Here is a 17,611-nt window from a genome sequence, read left to right on the forward strand (position 1 = left end):
TAAAAGCTTTGTATAAAAGTTTATTTTTTTGCCCATTATAAAAATAGGAAGTTCATAAAAAGAAAGGGAGTTGAATCTATGAAAGTAAGACAAGATGCTTGGACAGATGAGGATGATTTATTACTTGCTGAAACGGTACTTCGTCATGTTAGAGAAGGAAGTACGCAATTAAATGCATTTGAGGAAGTAGGGGATCAGTTAAATCGTACATCTGCTGCTTGTGGTTTCCGCTGGAATGCTGTTGTTCGCTATAGCTATGAACAAGCTCTTCAACTAGCAAAAAAACATCGTAAAGATAAAATGCGTGCTGCAAGCGGTGAACAAGCGAAAAAACGTTTACTTTATACACCACCAGCTTCAGATTCGATAACTGATTATGAAGAATTAGTACAAGAAGAATCAATCGTACAATATAAAGAAGCTATTCCATATCAAGAATCTACTGCTCCTGCTGCAAGAAGCTCTATGACAATGCAAGATGTTATTTATTTTTTACAAACAGTCGGATCTTCAAATATAAAAGTGACAGCTCTTGAAAACGAGAATACGAGATTGAAACAAGAAATTAAAGCACAAATCCTTCGGAATGAGGAACTAGAAAAGAAACTAGAAAAATTAGAAAAGCAATCTCATACTGTACAAGAAGATTACGAAACACTTATGAACATTATGAACCGAGCTCGTAAATTGGCAGTCATGGATGACGAAGAACGTTCTCAAACATCTTTCCGAATGGACCGAAACGGTAATTTAGAAAAAATTGCAGAATAAAAAGGATGCATGTAATGCATCCTTTTTATTATTTCACCTCTAAGCTCCCCCTTTATATGTGAGAAAACTCCATTCTTCATTTTTTGCTATAATAGAGATTGTCATTTTAAAGATAAGGGGTTAGTTATATGAGCAATTCCCGTTCCATTTTATCTCAGCCAGAGTGGCGCATTGTAGATCAATCTAGTTTGGGACCAACATTCCATGCACTTCAGTCATTCGCAATGGATGACACATTATGCACAAGCATTGGAAATGGCAAGTCAGCCGCAACAATGCGTTCTTGGGTTCATCACAATACAATTGTCCTTGGCATTCAAGATTCACGCCTTCCGCATTTAGAAGAAGGTATTTCTTTTTTAAAACAAAACAACTTCAATGTTATTGTCCGTAATTCTGGCGGGCTTGCGGTCGTGCTTGATGAAGGTGTTTTAAACGTATCACTTTTATTCCAAGAAACAGAAAAAGGTATCGATATTGACCTTGGATACGATACAATGTGGCATTTGATTAAGGAGATGTTAAAGGATTACGACTTTACTATCGAGGCAAAAGAAATTGTCGGCTCTTACTGTCCTGGTAGTTATGACTTAAGTATTCGCGATCAAAAATTCGCTGGTATTTCACAACGTCGTATTCGCGGAGGTGTCGCTGTCCAAATCTATCTCTGCGCTACCGGAAGTGGCTCTGAGCGTGCCGCACTCGTTCGTGATTTCTACAACCTAGCAATTCAAGGGGAAGAAACACGCTTTACGTACCCTGAAATTGTACCAAGTACGATGGCCTCACTCTCAGAATTACTTGGTGAAACCATTACAGTACAAGATTTAATGATGCGTCTTTTAAAAACATTGCAGCAATTCGCTCCAAAGTTAACACCATCTCAATTAACAATAGATGAGATTCCTTTATATGAGACGAATTTACAACGTATTATTGATCGTAATAATAAAGCACTTGGTTTAGAAAAATAAAGACCGTCGCTATAATAGCGACGGTCTTTATTTCAATTCATTATAGAATTAAAGTGCTTGAGCTGCTGTAATTAAAGCTAACTTGTACACTTCTTCCTCGTTACATCCACGAGATAGGTCATTTACAGGCATGTTTAAGCCTTGTAAGATTGGTCCTACTGCTTCGAAGTTACCTAAACGTTGAGCGATTTTGTAGCCGATATTACCAGCTTCTAAGCTTGGGAATACGAATACGTTAGCATCACCTTTAATTGTAGAACCTGGAGCTTTTTTCTCAGCTACAGATGGTACGAATGCAGCATCGAATTGGAATTCTCCATCTAAAGTTAACTCAGGAGCCATTTCTTTTGCAATGCGAGTTGCTTCTACAACTTTTTCTGTTTCTGGAGATTTCGCAGAACCTTTTGTAGAGAAGCTTAACATAGCAACGCGTGGATCAATGCCGAATAACTCAGCAGTTTTCGCACTTTCGATACCGATTTCAGCTAAATCTTGGCTGTTTGGTGCAATGTTAATTGCGCAATCAGCGAATACATATTTCTCTTCTTCACGTACCATGATGAATACGCCAGAAGTTTTTGTAACGCCTGGTTTTGTTTTAATAATTTGAAGTGCTGGACGAACTGTATCAGCTGTAGAGTGAGCTGCACCACTTACTAGACCGTGTGCTTTGCCCATGTATACAAGCATTGTACCGAAGTAGTTTTCGTCTTTAAGGATTTTGCGAGCGTCTTCTTCAGTTGCTTTACCTTTACGGCGTTCAACGAAAGATGCTACCATTGCATCCATTTCTTCGTATGTAGCTGGGTCGTAAATATCAACGCCTGCTAATGTTAAATTCATGCTAGCAGCTTTTGCGCTAATTTCTTCTCTATTACCAACTAAGATTGGTTTTACTAACTCTTCTTTTGCTAAACGCTCTGCAGCGCCTAAAATTCTTTCATCAGTTCCTTCAGGAAGTACGATAGAAATGCCTTTTCCTTGAACTTTTTCTTTTACTGTTGTAAATAAGTTGCTCACGAATAAACCCTCCTACATATGTTAAAAAAACTCTATCTTTAAGAATACTGCTTTTCTTCTATATTTTAAACTTATAGCTCCCAAAAAATAGATAAAATAAAAATGATTATATTTTCATAAAATTCAGCCGTTAAATTCACCTTGCTTAAACACTTAAATGTGACAATTTTATGCGCCAAGGTTTTATATAGATGATTTTAAAACTATATATGCTATAGTTAACGTGTAAAACTATCATTAACTGAGGTGAATAGAATGAGTGAAGCAACAACAACGTTAGATGGCTGGTATTGTTTACATGATTTACGTTCTATTGATTGGGCTGCATGGAAAACATTATCTAGCGACGAACGCGGACAAGCAGTGTCTGAATTTTTAAATGTCGTTGAAAAATGGAACGAAGTAGCTACTGCGAAAAAAGGTAGTCACGCAATGTATACAGTTGTTGGCCAAAAAGCTGATATTATGCTTATGATTTTACGTCCAACAATGGAAGAGTTAAATGAAATTGAGACAGAATTGAATAAAACAACTTTAGCTGAATATATGGTTCCTGCATATTCTTACGTATCTGTTGTTGAATTAAGCAACTATCTTCCAGCTGATGAGGATCCATACCAAAACCCGCAAATTTTAGCTCGCTTATATCCTGAATTGCCGAAAGCAAATCATATTTGCTTCTATCCAATGGATAAGCGTCGCCAAGGTGATGACAACTGGTACATGCTTCCTATGGAAGAGCGTAAAAAAATGATGTACAGTCATAGTAAAATTGGCCGTCAATACGCAGGTAAAGTACGCCAAGTGATTTCAGGATCTGTTGGATTCGACGATTTCGAATGGGGCGTAACATTATTCGCTGACGATGTTCTTCAATTTAAAAAACTTATATATGAAATGCGCTTCGATGAAGTAAGTGCTCGTTATGGTGAATTTGGAACATTCTTCGTTGGAAACATTTTACCAGACGAAAAAGTAGAGAAATTTTTACACATATAAATGGTGAAAAGGAACGAAATTCGTTCCTTTTTTTATTCTTCTCTATATTTATCCTCAAAAATCCCCTTTTTTCTGCACTTTTGAAGAAAAACCGACATTTTTTCAAATTTATTGTAAAATTGTAACCTTTTTATATGTAAAGATATGCTAAAATGATACGAGCTATATGCTAAATAACGATGCGAAGGTGATAATCTATATGAAAAAAATTTTGTCTATTTTACTATTGCTTGTATTGTCAATTTCTTCCTTAGGAGTAACAACATCCCATGCGGAAGAAAAAATACATATTGAGGCAGCCGCTGCACTTTTATTTGATGCAGATACAGGAAAAATACTTCACGAGCAAAATCCAGATGAATTGCTAGCTATTGCTAGTATGTCGAAATTAATTGTTGTTTACGCTGTTTTAGAAGCAATTAAAGAAGGAAAAATCACATGGGATACGAAAGTAAATATTTCTGATTACGCTTATGAAGTCTCTCGTAATAATGAATTCTCTAATGTACCGTTCGAAAAAGGACGTCAATATACTGTAAAAGAATTATATCATTCTATTGTTATATTCTCTGCAAATGGATCTAGTATCGCTTTAGCAGAACTTCTTGCAGGAAGTGAGAAAAACTTCTTAAATCTTGCAAATGAACATGCTAAAAAGCTAGGATTAAAGAAATATAAATTTGTAAACGCTACGGGCTTAAATAACGCTGACTTAAAAGGAAAACATCCTGAGGGTACTGATCCAAATGCAGAAAACTCTATGTCAGCTCGTGATATGGGTATGCTTTCAAAAGCAATGATTACAAAGTATCCAGAAATGCTAGAGGATACAAAACAAAGATTTAGAAACTTCCCAGACAATCACCCAAAACCAATTCGTATGGAAAACTGGAATTGGATGTTACCAGGAGCTGCTTTCGCTTATGAAGGTACTGATGGTTTAAAAACTGGAAGTTCTGATACAGCTGGATACGGATTTACTATTACTGCTAAACGTGGTGATGTACGTCTTATCTCGGTTATTATTAAAACAAAATCAATGGATGAACGTTTCACAGAATCTCGTGAATTAATCGAATATGGATTTAATAACTTTGAAAAACAAAAACTAAAAGTTAATAAGAACAATACAATCTCTGTAGTAAAAGGGAAAGAAGACCAAGTAACTGTTGCACCCGAAAAAGAAATAACAGTAATTGCGAAAAAAGGTAGCAAAGAACCTTATAAAATTGGGACTGAATTAGATAAATCTCTTGCTGAAGATGGACATTTAGTTGCTCCTATTAAGAAAGATGCCAAAGTAGGCTCAATTACTTTAGAATCAACTGATAAATATGGTTTCTTAGACGGTAGTAAAAGTATGAAAGTTACTGCAAAAACGACAGAGGAAGTTGAAAAAGCAAATTGGTTTGTGTTAACAATGCGCTCTATTGGTGATTTCTTCTCAAACTTATGGTCTAAAGTTTTTTAATAAAAAAGCTGGCTCACGCTAGCTTTTTTTATTTTCCGCTCTCAATGTAAAACTTCGTTTGGTTGTCATATCTGAGCCCTTTTCCTCATACGTATGAACTAGTAATTGTTACACACTTCATCTAGAGATAAACCTCTTTCCAAAAGGTATTCCAAAAAGAGAGGTGACACATAATGGGAGTTATTGCTTATAACGAAGAAGATGTAAAGTTGTTAGCTAGACTGATGCGTGCTGAAGCCGAAGGAGAAGGACAACAAGGAATGTTAATGGTCGGAAACGTTGGGGTAAATCGTGTCCGCGGAAATTGTTTAGACTTTAAAAGCATTCGTAATTTACGTCAAATGGTTTATCAAAACCCCGGCGGTTTTGAAGCAACGCAAAAAGGATACTTTTATCAACGGGCACGTGAACAAGATATTGCCCTAGCGAGACGGACCATTCAAGGGCAACGTTTTTGGCCTGCCAACTTTGCCTTATGGTTCTTTAGACCTGAAGGGGCATGTCCACCAACTTGGTATAACCAACAAAACTCTGGTCGCTTTAAAAAGCACTGCTTCTTCCAGCCATCTGCTGGAGACTGCCCTAGCGTATATTAAGGAATAAAAATGAGGAGGGATTTTTGAATGGCACAGCAACAAAATCCGTACTATGGAACAGGTTTTTATCAACCATCTGGAACTTATGTACAACCGCAACAAATGACTCAACAACAGCAGCAAGCGATGCAACAACAAACAGCTCAAGCTGCGCAAGCTCAATATGCAATTTCTCAAGGCATGTTACCTCTAGAGCAATCCTATATTGAAAATATCCTTCGTTTAAACAAAGGTAAGCAAGCTACGGTTGTAATGACTTATGAACGTGGCAGTTCCCTTGGTACACAATCTTATACAGGTATTATTGAAGCAGCTGGCCGTGACCATATTGTTATTAGTGAACCGCAATCAGGAAAACGCTATTTACTACTAATGATCTACTTAGATTACGTAGAGTTTCCAGAAGAAATTACGTATTTACCTAGTCAACAAGCAACTTATACTCCAAGACCATAAAAAAAGCTGGCAAATGCCAGCTTTTGTTTTTTTATAATCCTTTTACAACTGCAGTCCCTACTAGAATCCACGCCACAATAAACGCTACACCACCAAGAGGTGTAATTGGACCAAAGAACTTAATGCCTGTCGTACTTAATGCATACAAACTACCTGAGAACATAATAATTCCAGCTACCATTAGCCAACCAGCAGTAGTTAAAAGTGATGATTGAACCTTATCCATCAATAAAGCAACTACGAATAGTCCACCTGCATGAAACATTTGATATGTAACGCCTGTTTTCCAAACTTCTAACATTTTTGCAGAAATTTTATTTTCTAAACCGTGTGCTCCAAAGGCCCCTAACGCAACAGATAGCCCCGCTGCAATACAACCTAGTAAAAAGAAAATTTTCATCTTAATTCCCCTTTTTTACCTTTATCATAAGCAATTTTTGCATATAAGCCAAACGATTTATCTTCTAAAAATCAAATAAAGAATTACCGTTTGCATCACTTTCTTTTATATATACTGGCTCCCCAGAAACAGGTGCAATTGGTTGCATAGTTGTTACTGGTTGTGATCCAATTACTTGCGATTGAATTTTCGGTTCTCTATATGTAGATGTTTCAACTTGTTCATCTAATAATAAGTCACATAAAGCACGCACAACTAATAAATGTTCTTTTGACTTTTGTCCTTCACTACTTTTTGCCTTCGCAATTTCATTCGCCATTTTATTTAAAATCTTGTCGCTAGATATTTGCATTCCTTATCACCTCGTACTTTGTAATTCTTTCTCGAATTGTCCCAATTTTTCTACTGAACCAAATACTATTATCATATCACGTTCTTTCAATTTTTCCTGCCCCGCCGGATTATGTATAATATTCCCATTTCTTGAAATCGCTAATATTGTTACATCAAACTGATTCCTTACATTACTCTCTAGTAACGATTTACCAACTAATATTGAATCTTTTCCAACTAGAATTTCTTCAATGACAAATGACTGTTCTACTCCATACAACACTGTATCAATATAATGAACGGTTAATGGATTTGCAATACCTTTTGCGATATGAATACCCGCCATACTAGATGGATTAATAACCTTATTTGCACCAGCACGCCTTAATTTCTCTTCAGTTTCTGGCTTTTCAGATCTCGCCACAATTTTAATCGTATCGTTTAACCCTCTTGCTGTTAATGTAATAAATACATTTTCGGCATCATTTGCAACAATAGCAACTAAACCAGCTGCTTTTAAAATTCCGGCATTATGTAATACTTGATCTTCCGTTGCATCTCCATGTACAAATAAAAGCTTTTCCTGCTCCAATATACTTTCATCTTTATCAACAACGACAAATGGAATATTCTTTTCTTGCAATTCATGTACAACTTGAAGCCCCACTCTACCGCAACCACATACTATAATATGATTTTTCAACTGCGCTATTTGTTTATCCATCTTCTTCCTCCGTACTGCATGAAATAAATTCCCTTCAATAATCATAGCTGCCACTACCCCAATTGCATACGTAACAATACCTACCCCAACAGGAATAATAAGAAGCGCAAATACTTTCCCCGCTTGCGTTACAGGAACGGCATCTCCGTATCCAACAGTCAATACAGTAATCATTGTCATCCAAAATGCTTGAAACAAACTAATCTCTTCAATCGTCATAAATCCTATCGTGCCTAGAATTACAACAAAAGTCATACATATAACTGCTATCCATAATTGCTTACGTGCATTCATACTGTGTTTCAACTCTTTTCTCTACCTACAATCTTTGCCAGTGGAAATAAAATACGTATATACTAGATACGGAATCTATGAAAGAGGTTGATATAATGAAGACATTTCTTTCCGCCTTACAATGGGCACTATTTATTTTAGCTGGAAGCCTTATTGTACCAATTAGTGTCGCAACTAGTTATGGTCTTAATGGCGCTGAAGCCATCGCATTTGTACAAAGAACATTATTTGTTCTAGGTTTTGCTGGTCTCTTGCAAGCTATATTTGGGCATAAACTTCCTATTCAAGAAGGTCCTGCTGGCCTTTGGTGGGGAATTTTCTCCCTTTACGCAAGTTTAGGCGTCGTACTATTTGGATCAAATAATGAGACACTTAAAGTTCTTCAATATGCTTTCTTATTAAGTGGTATTATTTGTATTATTCTTAGCGTTTTTGGACTTATTGATAAACTCGTTCGCTATTTTACACCGACAGTCATTGGAACGTATTTATTTCTTCTTGTCGCGCAGCTTAGTGGCTCCTTCTTAAAGGGAATGTTTGGCCTTGATGGAAAACATACAGAAGTACAACCTAACGTATTTATTCTTTCACTCATTGTTATTTTACTATCCTTTTTCATCATGAAGCTACCTATTATTGGACAATATTCCGTTCTTTTCAGTATCGTATGTGGCTGGATATTATTCGCATGCTTCGGATTATCTAATCCAATAACACCAGTGACAGACATAATCCGTTTTCCATCCTTATTTGTTTTCGGAATGCCTCGTGTTGAATGGAACATGGTAATTACGGTCATTTTCGTTACGCTCTTACTTCTAACAAATATGTTAGCAAGTATTCGCGTTGTACAAAAGGTTGTCTCTAAATATGAAGAAAACGCTGCATCAGATCGTTTTAAACAAGCTGGCATTATAACAGGAATCAACCAATTGCTAGGCGGCCTATTTTCAGCTATTGGGCCTGTCGCTATTTCTGGATCAGCAGGTTTTATTGCAACGACTAATATTTATAAACGTCTCCCGTTTATATTAGGGTCAAGCTTTATTATTGTCGTTAGTATATTTCCAAAGATTACTTCATTCTTTGCAGCAATCCCTGTTGCAGTTGGTTATGCCGCTATTTATCCTGTATTCGCAAGCATGATTGGCCTCGCCTTTCGAGAATACGAAACTGTCCAGGATAAAGAACGATTATTTAAAGTAGCCGGTCTTTCAATCTTTACAGGAGTCGGAGTTATGTTTGTTCCAGCAGGAGCATATTCCACACTTCCACCATTTCTAGCATCGTTTTTAAGTAATGGTCTCGTTCTTGGATCTGTAATGGCAATCTTGCTAGAAATACTATTTTCTCGTTCCACAGCAAAACAAATATCTTAAATTGGAAAACTTCCATTATTGCACTCTACCTTTAGAGTTGTTACGATAAAATCAAACTTTAATCATTGGGGTTTTATTCATCCCCAATGATTATTAACCAATATTATGAGCAACACACTCATAATAATTTATCTACTTCTTTTCAAAGAGGTTTGATGTCTTACTATTATTCCTCAATCTCTTCATGAACATGTATTTTGATTTCAATTAAAGAAAGGAATTTTCTATATGACTTATAAAATGATTGTTTTAGATTTAGATGATACTTTATTACGTGATGACCATACTATTTCACCTCGTACGAAAGAAGCGTTAATGACTGCACAAGAGCAAGGCGTAAAGGTTGTACTTGCTTCTGGACGTCCAACGTTCGGTATGCGCAATGTAGCGAAAGAACTTCGTTTAGAAGAATACGGCAGTTTCATTTTATCTTTTAATGGTGCAAAAATTATTAACTGTAAAACAAACGAAGAAATCTTTAGTAGTACACTATCTCCTGAAATCGTTCACAACCTATTTGAAATTAGTCAAACTGAAGATGTATGGATTCATACTTATATGGGCGATGATATCGTAACGGAAGAAAATAATCCTTATACTGAAATTGAGGGCGATATTACTGGTATGCCAATTGTTGTAGTAGATGACTTTAAAGCTGCAGTTAAAGAGCCCGTAGTAAAAGTATTAATGAATAAAGAAGCTGAACGCCTTGTTGAAGTTGAAAAAAAACTACAAAAACAGCTAGAAGGCCAATTAAGCGTGATGCGTTCGAAACCATTCTTCTTAGAATTTACTGAAGCTGGTGTTACAAAAGGAACGAGCTTAAACAAACTGATCCAAAAGCTTGGCATTAAGCGTGAAGAAGTTATCGCAATGGGCGATAGCTATAACGACCAAGCGATGATTGAATTTGCTGGTCTTGGCGTTGCAATGGGCAATGCACCTGATGATATTAAAGAAATTGCAAACTACGTAACAGATACAAATATGAACGATGGTGTTGCAAAAGTTGTAGAGAAATTCGTTTTAAAAACGGATGTACTTGTTTAATATTTTCATTCACAAAACCTATTTGAAGTCAAATACTTCAAATAGGTTTTTATTTAAATTCTCATGCTTTTGTGACTATATTTTGAACTTTGCACTATTCTCGTAGTGTAAACTTTCTTTTTGTATATAATGAAACAAAATAGACTATTTTATTTTGAAAAAGAATACAAATTTACTATATACAAGCATACGTTAAAGGAGGCTACTTTATGTTATCTACACCAATCGGACGATTAAGAGCAATTGGACTAGTTGAGGGTATTTCTTTCCTATTACTATTATTTGTAGCAATGCCATTGAAATATTTCGCAGGATTTGCAACAGCTGTTAAAATTACAGGCATGGCTCATGGTGTTCTATTTATTCTATTCATCTTTGCAGTAATTCAAGTAACAATCGTACACCGTAAATCAATTTTATGGGCACTTGGAGCATTTGTTTCATCAGTTATCCCATTTGGCACTTTTGTACTAGATGCAAAATTAAAGAACGAGCAACAATAATAATAAAAAGGTAGTTAACGACTGTTAACTACCTTTTCTATTTATAAATTTGGAATTTCCCAATCAATTTCTCTTTCGCCCATATTAGCTAAAATCGTATTTACTTTAGAATATGGCTTACTACCAAAGAAACCACGTCTTGCCGATAATGGGCTTGGATGTACAGATTCGATAATATGATGATTCGGATTCGTAATTAACTTCTTCTTCGCCTGCGCATGGCGCCCCCACAATATGAAAATAACTGGCTTTTCACGTTCATTCAACAGTTCAATTACACGATCTGTAAAGTGCTCCCATCCTTTTCCCTTATGAGAATTTGCTTCGCCTTGACGAACTGTTAATACGGTATTTAGTAATAATACTCCTTGTTCCGCCCATTTTACTAAATAACCGTTATTCGGGATTTCATAACCATATTCATCTCGAAGTTCTTTATACATATTTAACAATGACGGTGGTGTTTTAACACCAGGTTGCACAGAAAAGCTTAAACCATGCGCTTGATTCGGTCCATGATATGGATCTTGTCCTAAAATAACAACCTTTGTATTTTCATAACTTGTATACTGAAGAGCGTTAAAAATATCTTCTACCTTCGGATAAACAACATGCGTGCTGTATTCTTCTGTCAAAAAACTGGATAGAGTAAGATAATACTCTTTCTCGAATTCTGGTGCCAATAGTGGCTCCCAATCATTCTTTAAAACATTTTCCATACTGTCACTTCCTGTCTAATTAATTCACCATATCCTGTCTTGTAAATACTACGAACGAAATAACAAGAGAAACAACTGCCCAAACAGTTAAATTCATCAAAGAAAATCCCATCGATAAACCTTGTAATGCAGGTAATTTTCCTGATAAATAATCCGTTAATGATAAATTCACACTAAAAATATATTTGGCGCCTTCCCAAGATGTTGCGAACGAGCTTAAAATACCGCCTGCAATTAATGCAGCTAGCATAACGCCCATACCAGCTGGTGTATTACGAATTAAAACAGAGACCATAAATGATATAGTTCCGACAACGATAGCAACAAACCATGCTAGTCCATACGCCATTAAGATGTATTGCCACTGCGGAATAAGATGCACAAAGTTCGTATTTAGCGTTTCCTTATCAATAACAAATCCTGTTAAAACAGGTAAATTCCATCCCGAGTATCCAAATACAAGCCCTGATAATATGTAAGCAAACAAACCTACAAGAAACAGTATGAGCGAAATGAAAAATAACATCGTCACGTATTTACTAAGGAGTATTTTCCAACGCCGAATTGGCCGCGTAAGTAACATCTTCATCGTCCCATCACTTCGTTCTCCTGAAACGATATCAATGGCTACAATCATTACAAGAAGCGGAATAAATAATGTAATTCCTTGTTCAATAAATGCTCTGACAAAAGTCGGTGCACCCGGTGCCATCGGATTAATATCATGATCTAAATAATATTGTTGTTGCTCAACTCTTACCTTTAACCAATCACGCCATTCTTCTGGCAACCTAGAATTGTTCAACCGGTTCTGAGAATCAACAATTTGCTGTTGCAATGAAACCTTCCAATCAGTTGTACCGAGTCTTTTTTGTGTCGTTTCTATTTCACGATACTGCGCATACACAAAAAGCGGGATCAAGATTGCTAAAATAAGCATGACAACAAAAATACGTTTCTTGCGGTAAATCTTTTCTGATTCATTTAAAACTAGATTCGCAAATTCACGCATGCTGCTCACCCCTTGTGAGTTCAATAAATAAATCTTCTAGCGTAAATACAAGCTCCTTAACGCTATGTACATCTATTTCATTTTCGACAAAGTGTTTATTCCAACTACTTATAGATGCAATATCCATGCGGCATAGTAATCGATCGCCTTCTACACTCACTTCCCTTACTTTTTCGGCCGCTTCTAGCATATCTTTCGCCTTAGAAATTGGTGTAACAATCCATTCTACACGATCACTTGCTGTTTTAATTAATTCTTCAACCTTGGCAACTGTTATCATTTTTCCTTTATGAATAATAGCAACGCGATCGCATATCATTTGCACTTCACTTAGCAAGTGACTTGAAATAAACACGCTCATATTTTCTTCTTTTACAAGCTTATGTATAAATTCCCTAAGTTCTCTAATCCCTGCTGGATCTAAACCATTCGTTGGCTCATCTAATATGAGCAATTTCGGATTCCCAAGGAGCGCCTGCGCAATTCCAAGGCGTTGTTTCATACCAAGTGAGTACGTTTTTACCTTGTCATGAATTCTTTCATCTAAATGAACCATTTCAGCAATTTCAATAATACGTTCATCTGATATATCACCTAACATACGAGCAAATTGCTTTAAATTTTCCCATCCCGTTAAATATGTATACAACTCTGGGTTTTCAACGATACTCCCAATTTGACGCATCGCTTCTCTGAAATTTTCCTTAATCGAATAACCACCAATAGAAATCGTACCTTCTGTCGCCTTAATCAATCCGACTAACATTCGAATGGTAGTCGTCTTTCCAGCACCATTTGGTCCTAAGAACCCGAACACTTCTCCTTGCTTTACATCAAAGGAAATATTCTCTACAAGAGTCTTCTTTCCAATTACCTTCTTCAAGTCTCGTACGGAAAGTATCGTCGTCATTTTACCCCTCCTTGTTCTAGTTTTAATTTACTTACAACATTTTGAACTAAACGTTCTGCCATATACGTATAACCTACTTCGTTCGGATGAAAATGATCAGAGTATAATAAATCTTTCCCACGGTTTTGGAATAAATCAAATGTTGGTGTAATATATACATTTTTATCGTTTAGCGCTAACTTCTCTAAAGATGCATTCCAGTCCACAACAATGTTTGAAGACCCTTTTAAATCTTCTACATCTTCAAAAGGATTGTATAAACCAAGCCAAAAAATCGGACTATCTGTATTTAATTTACGAATTTCTTCTATAATTTTCTTTGCTTCATTTTGAAACGTTTCTGTGTCAGGACGATACGTCTCTAAATCTATTTTCCCAAGCGATTCCCAGCCTGGGAACAAATCATTCCCACCAATCGTTAACACGATTACATCTGCTTGCTTAATTGAATATTGAGCGCCATTACTTTCAATTTGTTTTAATAAATCGGGCATTTTTGCACCACTAACTGCTAAATTTGTTAATGCAATTTTTTGCTTATAATCTTTTTGTAAATCCTCTTTCATTCGCCCAACATAGCCAATTCCTTCTTTATCACCAACGCCACGCGTTAATGAATCACCTAAACTAACGATTTGTAACGTTCCCGTTTTCTTTTTCTCTTTTGCCACTACATCGGTCTTTTTAATTAAATTTGAAGCTTTCGGATTTAATACATCATTTACACCTGAAACAAAGCCATATGCAAATAAACAGAAAGATGCAATTGTAATGAGTAGAATTACTTTTACTACTTTTGATCTCATATCAAAACCCCTTTTAGCCCTCATAGATTGTCCATAATTATACCAAACGAAATTTTGAAAAGCGATTTTCACACCTTCTCAATTACGTCGTTTCTCTATTTACTAACTCTGGTAATAACTCTATATGCTTCACATCTAATTTCTCTTCATTAATCTTTTCATATAATAATTCAAACGCTTTTACTCCAACGTTTTTACTAGAATGCGAAATCGTCGTTATACCCAATATATCTGCCACCTCTTGATCATCACACCCGATAATCGTAATATCCTCTGGAATACGAATTCCTTGTTTTTTTGCTTCTGTAACCATCCCCGCTGCAATATGGTTACAAGATACAAGGAACGCCGTCGGTTTTACTGACATATGAGCCCATTCTCTAATTACATTGCGTCCATCTTCCACTGTAAAACAACCCTCAAATTTCCAGGTGTCTAACGGTGTTACGATACTCTGTTGAAGCGAATCTTCATATGCCTTCTTTCGTCTTTGGCTATTAACACTATTACTTCTTCCAATACAATATCCAATATGTGTATGACCGGCATCTATTAAGCTTTTCATCCCAAGTGAAAATACTTTGTAGTAATCGATATGGACACTTGAAATGCATTTTGAATCTATTTCTTCACACATAACAATCGGGCCGAATTTTGTATATTCTTCAAGCTTCTCCTTACTATTTGCCCGAGAACAAATAATAACCCCATCAAGCTTTTTCATTTTTAACATATTTAAAATTTCTAGTTCTCTTTCTTCGCTATAATTCGTCTGGCAAAGCATCATATTATAATTATTCTTTGCTGTCTCTTTTGATATCCCCTCAATAATAGCGCTATAATATTGATCATTTACGTGTGGCAATAAAACGCCAATTACATTCGTTTTTCCTTTCACTAAATGAATTGCATTCACATTTTGCGTGTAATTTAATTCTTCTATAATCGCTAAAATTTCTTTTCGTTTCTGTTCATTTACGTACGGATGATTATTTAGTACACGTGAAACAGTTGAAACAGATACTCCAGCAAGTTCAGCAATCTTTCTTATATTTGTCATCTCATTTTCCCCTTCTCACAAAAATTCTCCCTTGACCTGGTAAGCTTTCCACAATATATCCTTTCCTAGCAAATACATTTAGAAAGGATATACAACTATGCTTCGATTCAAATTAGAATATATATTTTTCATTGGCGGTTTACTCATTCTTGCCATCGGTATTAATATGATGACGACAATTACTTCCTTTGGACTTAGCCCTTATGATTCCTTCTTTATTGCACTATATCAAAATTTTGGCATAAGTATTGGTTTTTGGATTTTCATGATTAACTTTGCTTTTACACTTATCGTACTCTTTTGGAATAAAAAACAAATTACAATCGGTACAATTGTAACGATGGTTCTTATTTCTCTTTTTGTTGATTGGATTGGTTCCATTACAACTATTATGGACGCTATCCGCTCTCTTCCAAAATATATAACACTTATTTGCGGAAATCTATTCGTTGGAGCTGGAATTGGTCTTTACGTCTCTACAAACCTTTGCGCAGCGCCTCAAGAAGCTTTCGTTTTAACGGTTGCTGAGAAGAAAAAATGGACGTTTAGAAGAACAGAGATTTCATTAGCCTTTTTATTTTTAACGTTAAGCTTTTTATTAGACGGACCTATCTATTTTGGAACAATCATCTTATCCTTTACAACAGGCTGGATTATCCAAGCATTTATTCAAGTTGGTACGCAGATTTTAAATAGAAAAGAGCCTATTAAGCAAGCTGCTTAATAGGCTCTTTCTGTTTTATGGTAAGGATACTACTTAGCATCCCCTTCAATTCGATAGTTCGCTTTCAAACAATCTATTTCTTCATACCCTTGCAACGTATGTAGAATATAATCATAATCAGCAAGAGACGCACGATGCGTTACAATTACAATTTCAGCCTTTCCTTTCTCTTCAAGCGGCATTTGAATAATTTTCTCAAAGCTAACTCCGCGCTCAGAGAACAATGAAGTAATTTTTGCAAATACACCAATTTCGTCTTTTACATGCAGTCTTAAAAACTTTTTCACGACAATTTCGTCTGGCTCTTTTAATACTTTTTGATATTGTGGGACTACAGCACTATTTCCTGTTACCCCTAATCTAATATTTTGCATTACAGCAACTAAATCCGAAACAACAGCTGTCGCTGTTGGTAAACTTCCTGCGCCTGGTCCATAAAACATCGTTTCCCCAACTGCTTCACCATACACATACACAGCGTTATATTCATTTTGTACTGCCGCAAGAGGATGTGTATTTGGAAGTAAAGTTGGTTCAACTGTAACCTCCAATTTTTCACCATCTCGTTTTGCAAGACCGATTAATTTAATTGTATAACCTAAGCTCTTACTATATTCAATATCTTCCTCTGTAATAGAGGTAATCCCTTTTACTTTCACGTCTCCAAGCTCTACATTTGTAGAGAAACCGAGAGTAGCTAAAATCGTCATTTTTCTTGCTGCATCTAAACCTTCTACATCTGATGTTGGATCTGCTTCTGCAAATCCAAGTTGTTGGGCTTCTTTTAACACGTCGTTATATGCTCTCCCTTCGTCTGACATTTTCGTCAAAATAAAATTTGTCGTTCCATTTACAATTCCCATTACTTTCGTAATAAGATCTGAGGAAAGTCCTTCTACGATACTGCGTAAAATTGGAATTCCCCCTGCCACACTCGCCTCATAGAATAAATCAGCCTTATTATCTTTTGCTGTCGCTAATAATTCAGCTCCATGTAATGCCATTAAGTCTTTATTTGCAGTTACAACATGCTTTCCGCTTTTTAAAGCTTGTAAAATATATGATTTTGCATCATCAATGCCACCCATCACTTCAATGACAACATCAATATTTGGATTATCTAAAATTTCATTTGCATCTTGTGTTAATAGAGTAGAAGGTACCTCTACCACTCTCTCTTTCTCAATGTTTTGCACTAATACTTTCGTTACCTTCACTGGACAACCTACTTGGTGTATGAGTCGTTCTTGATGATCCGTAATAATACGAACCACACCACTGCCAACTGTCCCAAGACCTAATAACCCAACTTGAATTTCTTTCATAGTACTGTCCACCCCTCAAAAATTGTGTTTAGATGAAATTATATGAGTAAAAAATCTGAAAAACAATGTATTTTGAACATTCGGA

The 17,611-nt window shown here is 35.9% G+C and carries 20 protein-coding genes; 10 read left to right on the plus strand and 10 right to left on the minus strand.

All coding sequences use genetic code 11. The features are described from left to right. The first annotated feature begins 78 nt into the window (after nt 1-78). On the plus strand, nt 79-771 hold the full coding sequence (locus AC22L0_RS22935; RefSeq protein ID WP_000868358.1) for an RsfA family transcriptional regulator: 693 nt from the start codon (nt 79-81) through the stop codon (nt 769-771). A gap of 128 nt (nt 772-899) precedes the next feature. Then, nucleotides 900-1,745: an octanoyl-[GcvH]:protein N-octanoyltransferase gene (lipL, locus tag AC22L0_RS22940; protein WP_087967137.1), complete on the plus strand. Its 846-nt coding sequence runs from the start codon at nt 900-902 to the stop codon at nt 1,743-1,745. Nucleotides 1,746-1,793: 48 nt separating this feature from the next. On the opposite strand, the gene pta is transcribed toward lipL, so the two are convergent. After that, the gene (gene pta, locus AC22L0_RS22945) at nt 1,794-2,765 is read right to left on the minus strand and encodes a phosphate acetyltransferase (protein WP_000067225.1); all 972 of its coding nucleotides are present in this window, start codon (nt 2,763-2,765) and stop codon (nt 1,794-1,796) included. A 255-nt stretch (nt 2,766-3,020) separates the two neighbouring features. Here pta and hemQ point away from each other — a divergent pair, with 255 nt between their 5' ends. The 4 genes from hemQ to gerQ all read left to right on the plus strand — a co-directional run bounded on the left by hemQ (nt 3,021) and on the right by gerQ (nt 6,287). Next, a complete protein-coding gene (hemQ, locus tag AC22L0_RS22950) occupies nt 3,021-3,764 on the plus strand; it encodes a hydrogen peroxide-dependent heme synthase (protein WP_001287595.1) in 744 nt (247 codons plus the stop codon). 199 nt (nt 3,765-3,963) lie between these two features. Next, entirely contained in the window at nt 3,964-5,235 is a 1,272-nt protein-coding gene (locus tag AC22L0_RS22955; protein ID WP_000722867.1) for a serine hydrolase, read from the plus strand. 173 nt (nt 5,236-5,408) lie between these two features. Further along, complete coding sequence (gene cwlJ, locus AC22L0_RS22960) at nt 5,409-5,831, plus strand: cell wall hydrolase CwlJ (RefSeq protein ID WP_000538167.1); 423 nt, start codon at nt 5,409-5,411, stop codon at nt 5,829-5,831. A 27-nt stretch (nt 5,832-5,858) separates the two neighbouring features. After that, nucleotides 5,859-6,287 carry a spore coat protein GerQ gene (gene gerQ / locus AC22L0_RS22965; RefSeq protein ID WP_000068652.1) on the plus strand — a complete coding sequence of 143 codons (429 nt, stop codon included), beginning with the start codon at nt 5,859-5,861 and terminating at the stop codon, nt 6,285-6,287. Between the two features lie 31 nt (nt 6,288-6,318). Here the strand turns inward: gerQ and AC22L0_RS22970 are convergent, their stop codons facing one another. The 3 genes from AC22L0_RS22970 to AC22L0_RS22980 all read right to left on the minus strand — a co-directional run bounded on the left by AC22L0_RS22970 (nt 6,319) and on the right by AC22L0_RS22980 (nt 8,038). Then, entirely contained in the window at nt 6,319-6,687 is a 369-nt protein-coding gene (locus AC22L0_RS22970; protein WP_000688315.1) for a DUF423 domain-containing protein, read from the minus strand. A gap of 64 nt (nt 6,688-6,751) precedes the next feature. Then, a complete protein-coding gene (locus AC22L0_RS22975; protein WP_001167349.1) occupies nt 6,752-7,039 on the minus strand; it encodes a YwdI family protein in 288 nt (95 codons plus the stop codon). Between the two features lie 6 nt (nt 7,040-7,045). Then, nucleotides 7,046-8,038, minus strand: a complete 993-nt coding sequence (locus AC22L0_RS22980; protein ID WP_000993982.1) for a potassium channel family protein — start codon at nt 8,036-8,038, stop codon at nt 7,046-7,048. Between the two features lie 95 nt (nt 8,039-8,133). Between AC22L0_RS22980 and AC22L0_RS22985 the strand changes: the two genes are divergently transcribed. The 3 genes from AC22L0_RS22985 to AC22L0_RS22995 all read left to right on the plus strand — a co-directional run bounded on the left by AC22L0_RS22985 (nt 8,134) and on the right by AC22L0_RS22995 (nt 10,970). Continuing rightward, complete coding sequence (locus tag AC22L0_RS22985; RefSeq protein WP_000847044.1) at nt 8,134-9,417, plus strand: purine/pyrimidine permease; 1,284 nt, start codon at nt 8,134-8,136, stop codon at nt 9,415-9,417. 228 nt (nt 9,418-9,645) lie between these two features. After that, nucleotides 9,646-10,467 (plus strand): Cof-type HAD-IIB family hydrolase, encoded by an 822-nt coding sequence (locus tag AC22L0_RS22990; RefSeq protein WP_000221395.1) that lies wholly within the window; start codon nt 9,646-9,648, stop codon nt 10,465-10,467. Between the two features lie 209 nt (nt 10,468-10,676). Beyond that, nucleotides 10,677-10,970 (plus strand): DUF3817 domain-containing protein, encoded by a 294-nt coding sequence (locus AC22L0_RS22995; RefSeq protein WP_000953396.1) that lies wholly within the window; start codon nt 10,677-10,679, stop codon nt 10,968-10,970. Between the two features lie 41 nt (nt 10,971-11,011). Here AC22L0_RS22995 and AC22L0_RS23000 read toward each other — a convergent pair whose 3' ends face one another. From AC22L0_RS23000 to AC22L0_RS23020, 5 genes are read right to left on the minus strand one after another with little or no spacing between them, the layout of a single operon-like run. Continuing rightward, entirely contained in the window at nt 11,012-11,689 is a 678-nt protein-coding gene (locus AC22L0_RS23000; RefSeq protein WP_000432520.1) for a uracil-DNA glycosylase, read from the minus strand. Nucleotides 11,690-11,708: 19 nt separating this feature from the next. Continuing rightward, the gene (locus AC22L0_RS23005; RefSeq protein ID WP_001206477.1) at nt 11,709-12,701 is read right to left on the minus strand and encodes a DUF2705 family protein; all 993 of its coding nucleotides are present in this window, start codon (nt 12,699-12,701) and stop codon (nt 11,709-11,711) included. Then, nucleotides 12,694-13,611, minus strand: a complete 918-nt coding sequence (locus tag AC22L0_RS23010; RefSeq protein WP_087967133.1) for an ABC transporter ATP-binding protein — start codon at nt 13,609-13,611, stop codon at nt 12,694-12,696. The genes AC22L0_RS23005 and AC22L0_RS23010 overlap by 8 nt, the downstream gene beginning before the upstream one ends. Beyond that, nucleotides 13,608-14,489, minus strand: coding sequence for an SGNH/GDSL hydrolase family protein (locus AC22L0_RS23015; protein ID WP_002022849.1), 882 nt, complete (start codon nt 14,487-14,489; stop codon nt 13,608-13,610). Before AC22L0_RS23015 ends, AC22L0_RS23010 begins: the two co-directional genes overlap by 4 nt. A gap of 10 nt (nt 14,490-14,499) precedes the next feature. After that, nucleotides 14,500-15,477 (minus strand): LacI family DNA-binding transcriptional regulator, encoded by a 978-nt coding sequence (locus tag AC22L0_RS23020; RefSeq protein WP_000181958.1) that lies wholly within the window; start codon nt 15,475-15,477, stop codon nt 14,500-14,502. Between the two features lie 97 nt (nt 15,478-15,574). On the opposite strand from AC22L0_RS23020, the gene AC22L0_RS23025 reads away from it, so the two are divergent. Then, the gene (locus AC22L0_RS23025) at nt 15,575-16,201 is read left to right on the plus strand and encodes a YczE/YyaS/YitT family protein (RefSeq protein WP_000943411.1); all 627 of its coding nucleotides are present in this window, start codon (nt 15,575-15,577) and stop codon (nt 16,199-16,201) included. A 29-nt stretch (nt 16,202-16,230) separates the two neighbouring features. Here AC22L0_RS23025 and AC22L0_RS23030 read toward each other — a convergent pair whose 3' ends face one another. Continuing rightward, nucleotides 16,231-17,526, minus strand: coding sequence for a homoserine dehydrogenase (locus AC22L0_RS23030; protein WP_087967130.1), 1,296 nt, complete (start codon nt 17,524-17,526; stop codon nt 16,231-16,233). Nucleotides 17,527-17,611 lie beyond the last annotated feature (85 nt).

The sequence above is a fragment of the Bacillus sp. LQ01 genome, from assembly GCF_057624735.1.

Excerpts from the sequence above, each read along its gene's own strand:
- AC22L0_RS22935 (WP_000868358.1), top strand. The coding sequence starts at position 79 with ATGAAAGTAAGACAAGATGCTTGGACAGATGAGGATGATTTATTACTT.
- lipL (WP_087967137.1), top strand. The coding sequence starts at position 900 with ATGAGCAATTCCCGTTCCATTTTATCTCAGCCAGAGTGGCGCATTGTA.
- hemQ (WP_001287595.1), top strand. The coding sequence starts at position 3,021 with ATGAGTGAAGCAACAACAACGTTAGATGGCTGGTATTGTTTACATGAT.
- AC22L0_RS22955 (WP_000722867.1), top strand. The coding sequence starts at position 3,964 with ATGAAAAAAATTTTGTCTATTTTACTATTGCTTGTATTGTCAATTTCT.
- cwlJ (WP_000538167.1), top strand. The coding sequence starts at position 5,409 with ATGGGAGTTATTGCTTATAACGAAGAAGATGTAAAGTTGTTAGCTAGA.
- gerQ (WP_000068652.1), top strand. The coding sequence starts at position 5,859 with ATGGCACAGCAACAAAATCCGTACTATGGAACAGGTTTTTATCAACCA.
- AC22L0_RS22970 (WP_000688315.1), bottom strand. The coding sequence starts at position 6,687 with ATGAAAATTTTCTTTTTACTAGGTTGTATTGCAGCGGGGCTATCTGTT.
- AC22L0_RS22975 (WP_001167349.1), bottom strand. The coding sequence starts at position 7,039 with ATGCAAATATCTAGCGACAAGATTTTAAATAAAATGGCGAATGAAATT.
- AC22L0_RS22980 (WP_000993982.1), bottom strand. The coding sequence starts at position 8,038 with ATGAATGCACGTAAGCAATTATGGATAGCAGTTATATGTATGACTTTT.
- AC22L0_RS22985 (WP_000847044.1), top strand. The coding sequence starts at position 8,134 with ATGAAGACATTTCTTTCCGCCTTACAATGGGCACTATTTATTTTAGCT.
- AC22L0_RS22990 (WP_000221395.1), top strand. The coding sequence starts at position 9,646 with ATGACTTATAAAATGATTGTTTTAGATTTAGATGATACTTTATTACGT.
- AC22L0_RS22995 (WP_000953396.1), top strand. The coding sequence starts at position 10,677 with ATGTTATCTACACCAATCGGACGATTAAGAGCAATTGGACTAGTTGAG.
- AC22L0_RS23000 (WP_000432520.1), bottom strand. The coding sequence starts at position 11,689 with ATGGAAAATGTTTTAAAGAATGATTGGGAGCCACTATTGGCACCAGAA.
- AC22L0_RS23005 (WP_001206477.1), bottom strand. The coding sequence starts at position 12,701 with ATGCGTGAATTTGCGAATCTAGTTTTAAATGAATCAGAAAAGATTTAC.
- AC22L0_RS23010 (WP_087967133.1), bottom strand. The coding sequence starts at position 13,611 with ATGACGACGATACTTTCCGTACGAGACTTGAAGAAGGTAATTGGAAAG.
- AC22L0_RS23020 (WP_000181958.1), bottom strand. The coding sequence starts at position 15,477 with ATGACAAATATAAGAAAGATTGCTGAACTTGCTGGAGTATCTGTTTCA.
- AC22L0_RS23025 (WP_000943411.1), top strand. The coding sequence starts at position 15,575 with ATGCTTCGATTCAAATTAGAATATATATTTTTCATTGGCGGTTTACTC.
- AC22L0_RS23030 (WP_087967130.1), bottom strand. The coding sequence starts at position 17,526 with ATGAAAGAAATTCAAGTTGGGTTATTAGGTCTTGGGACAGTTGGCAGT.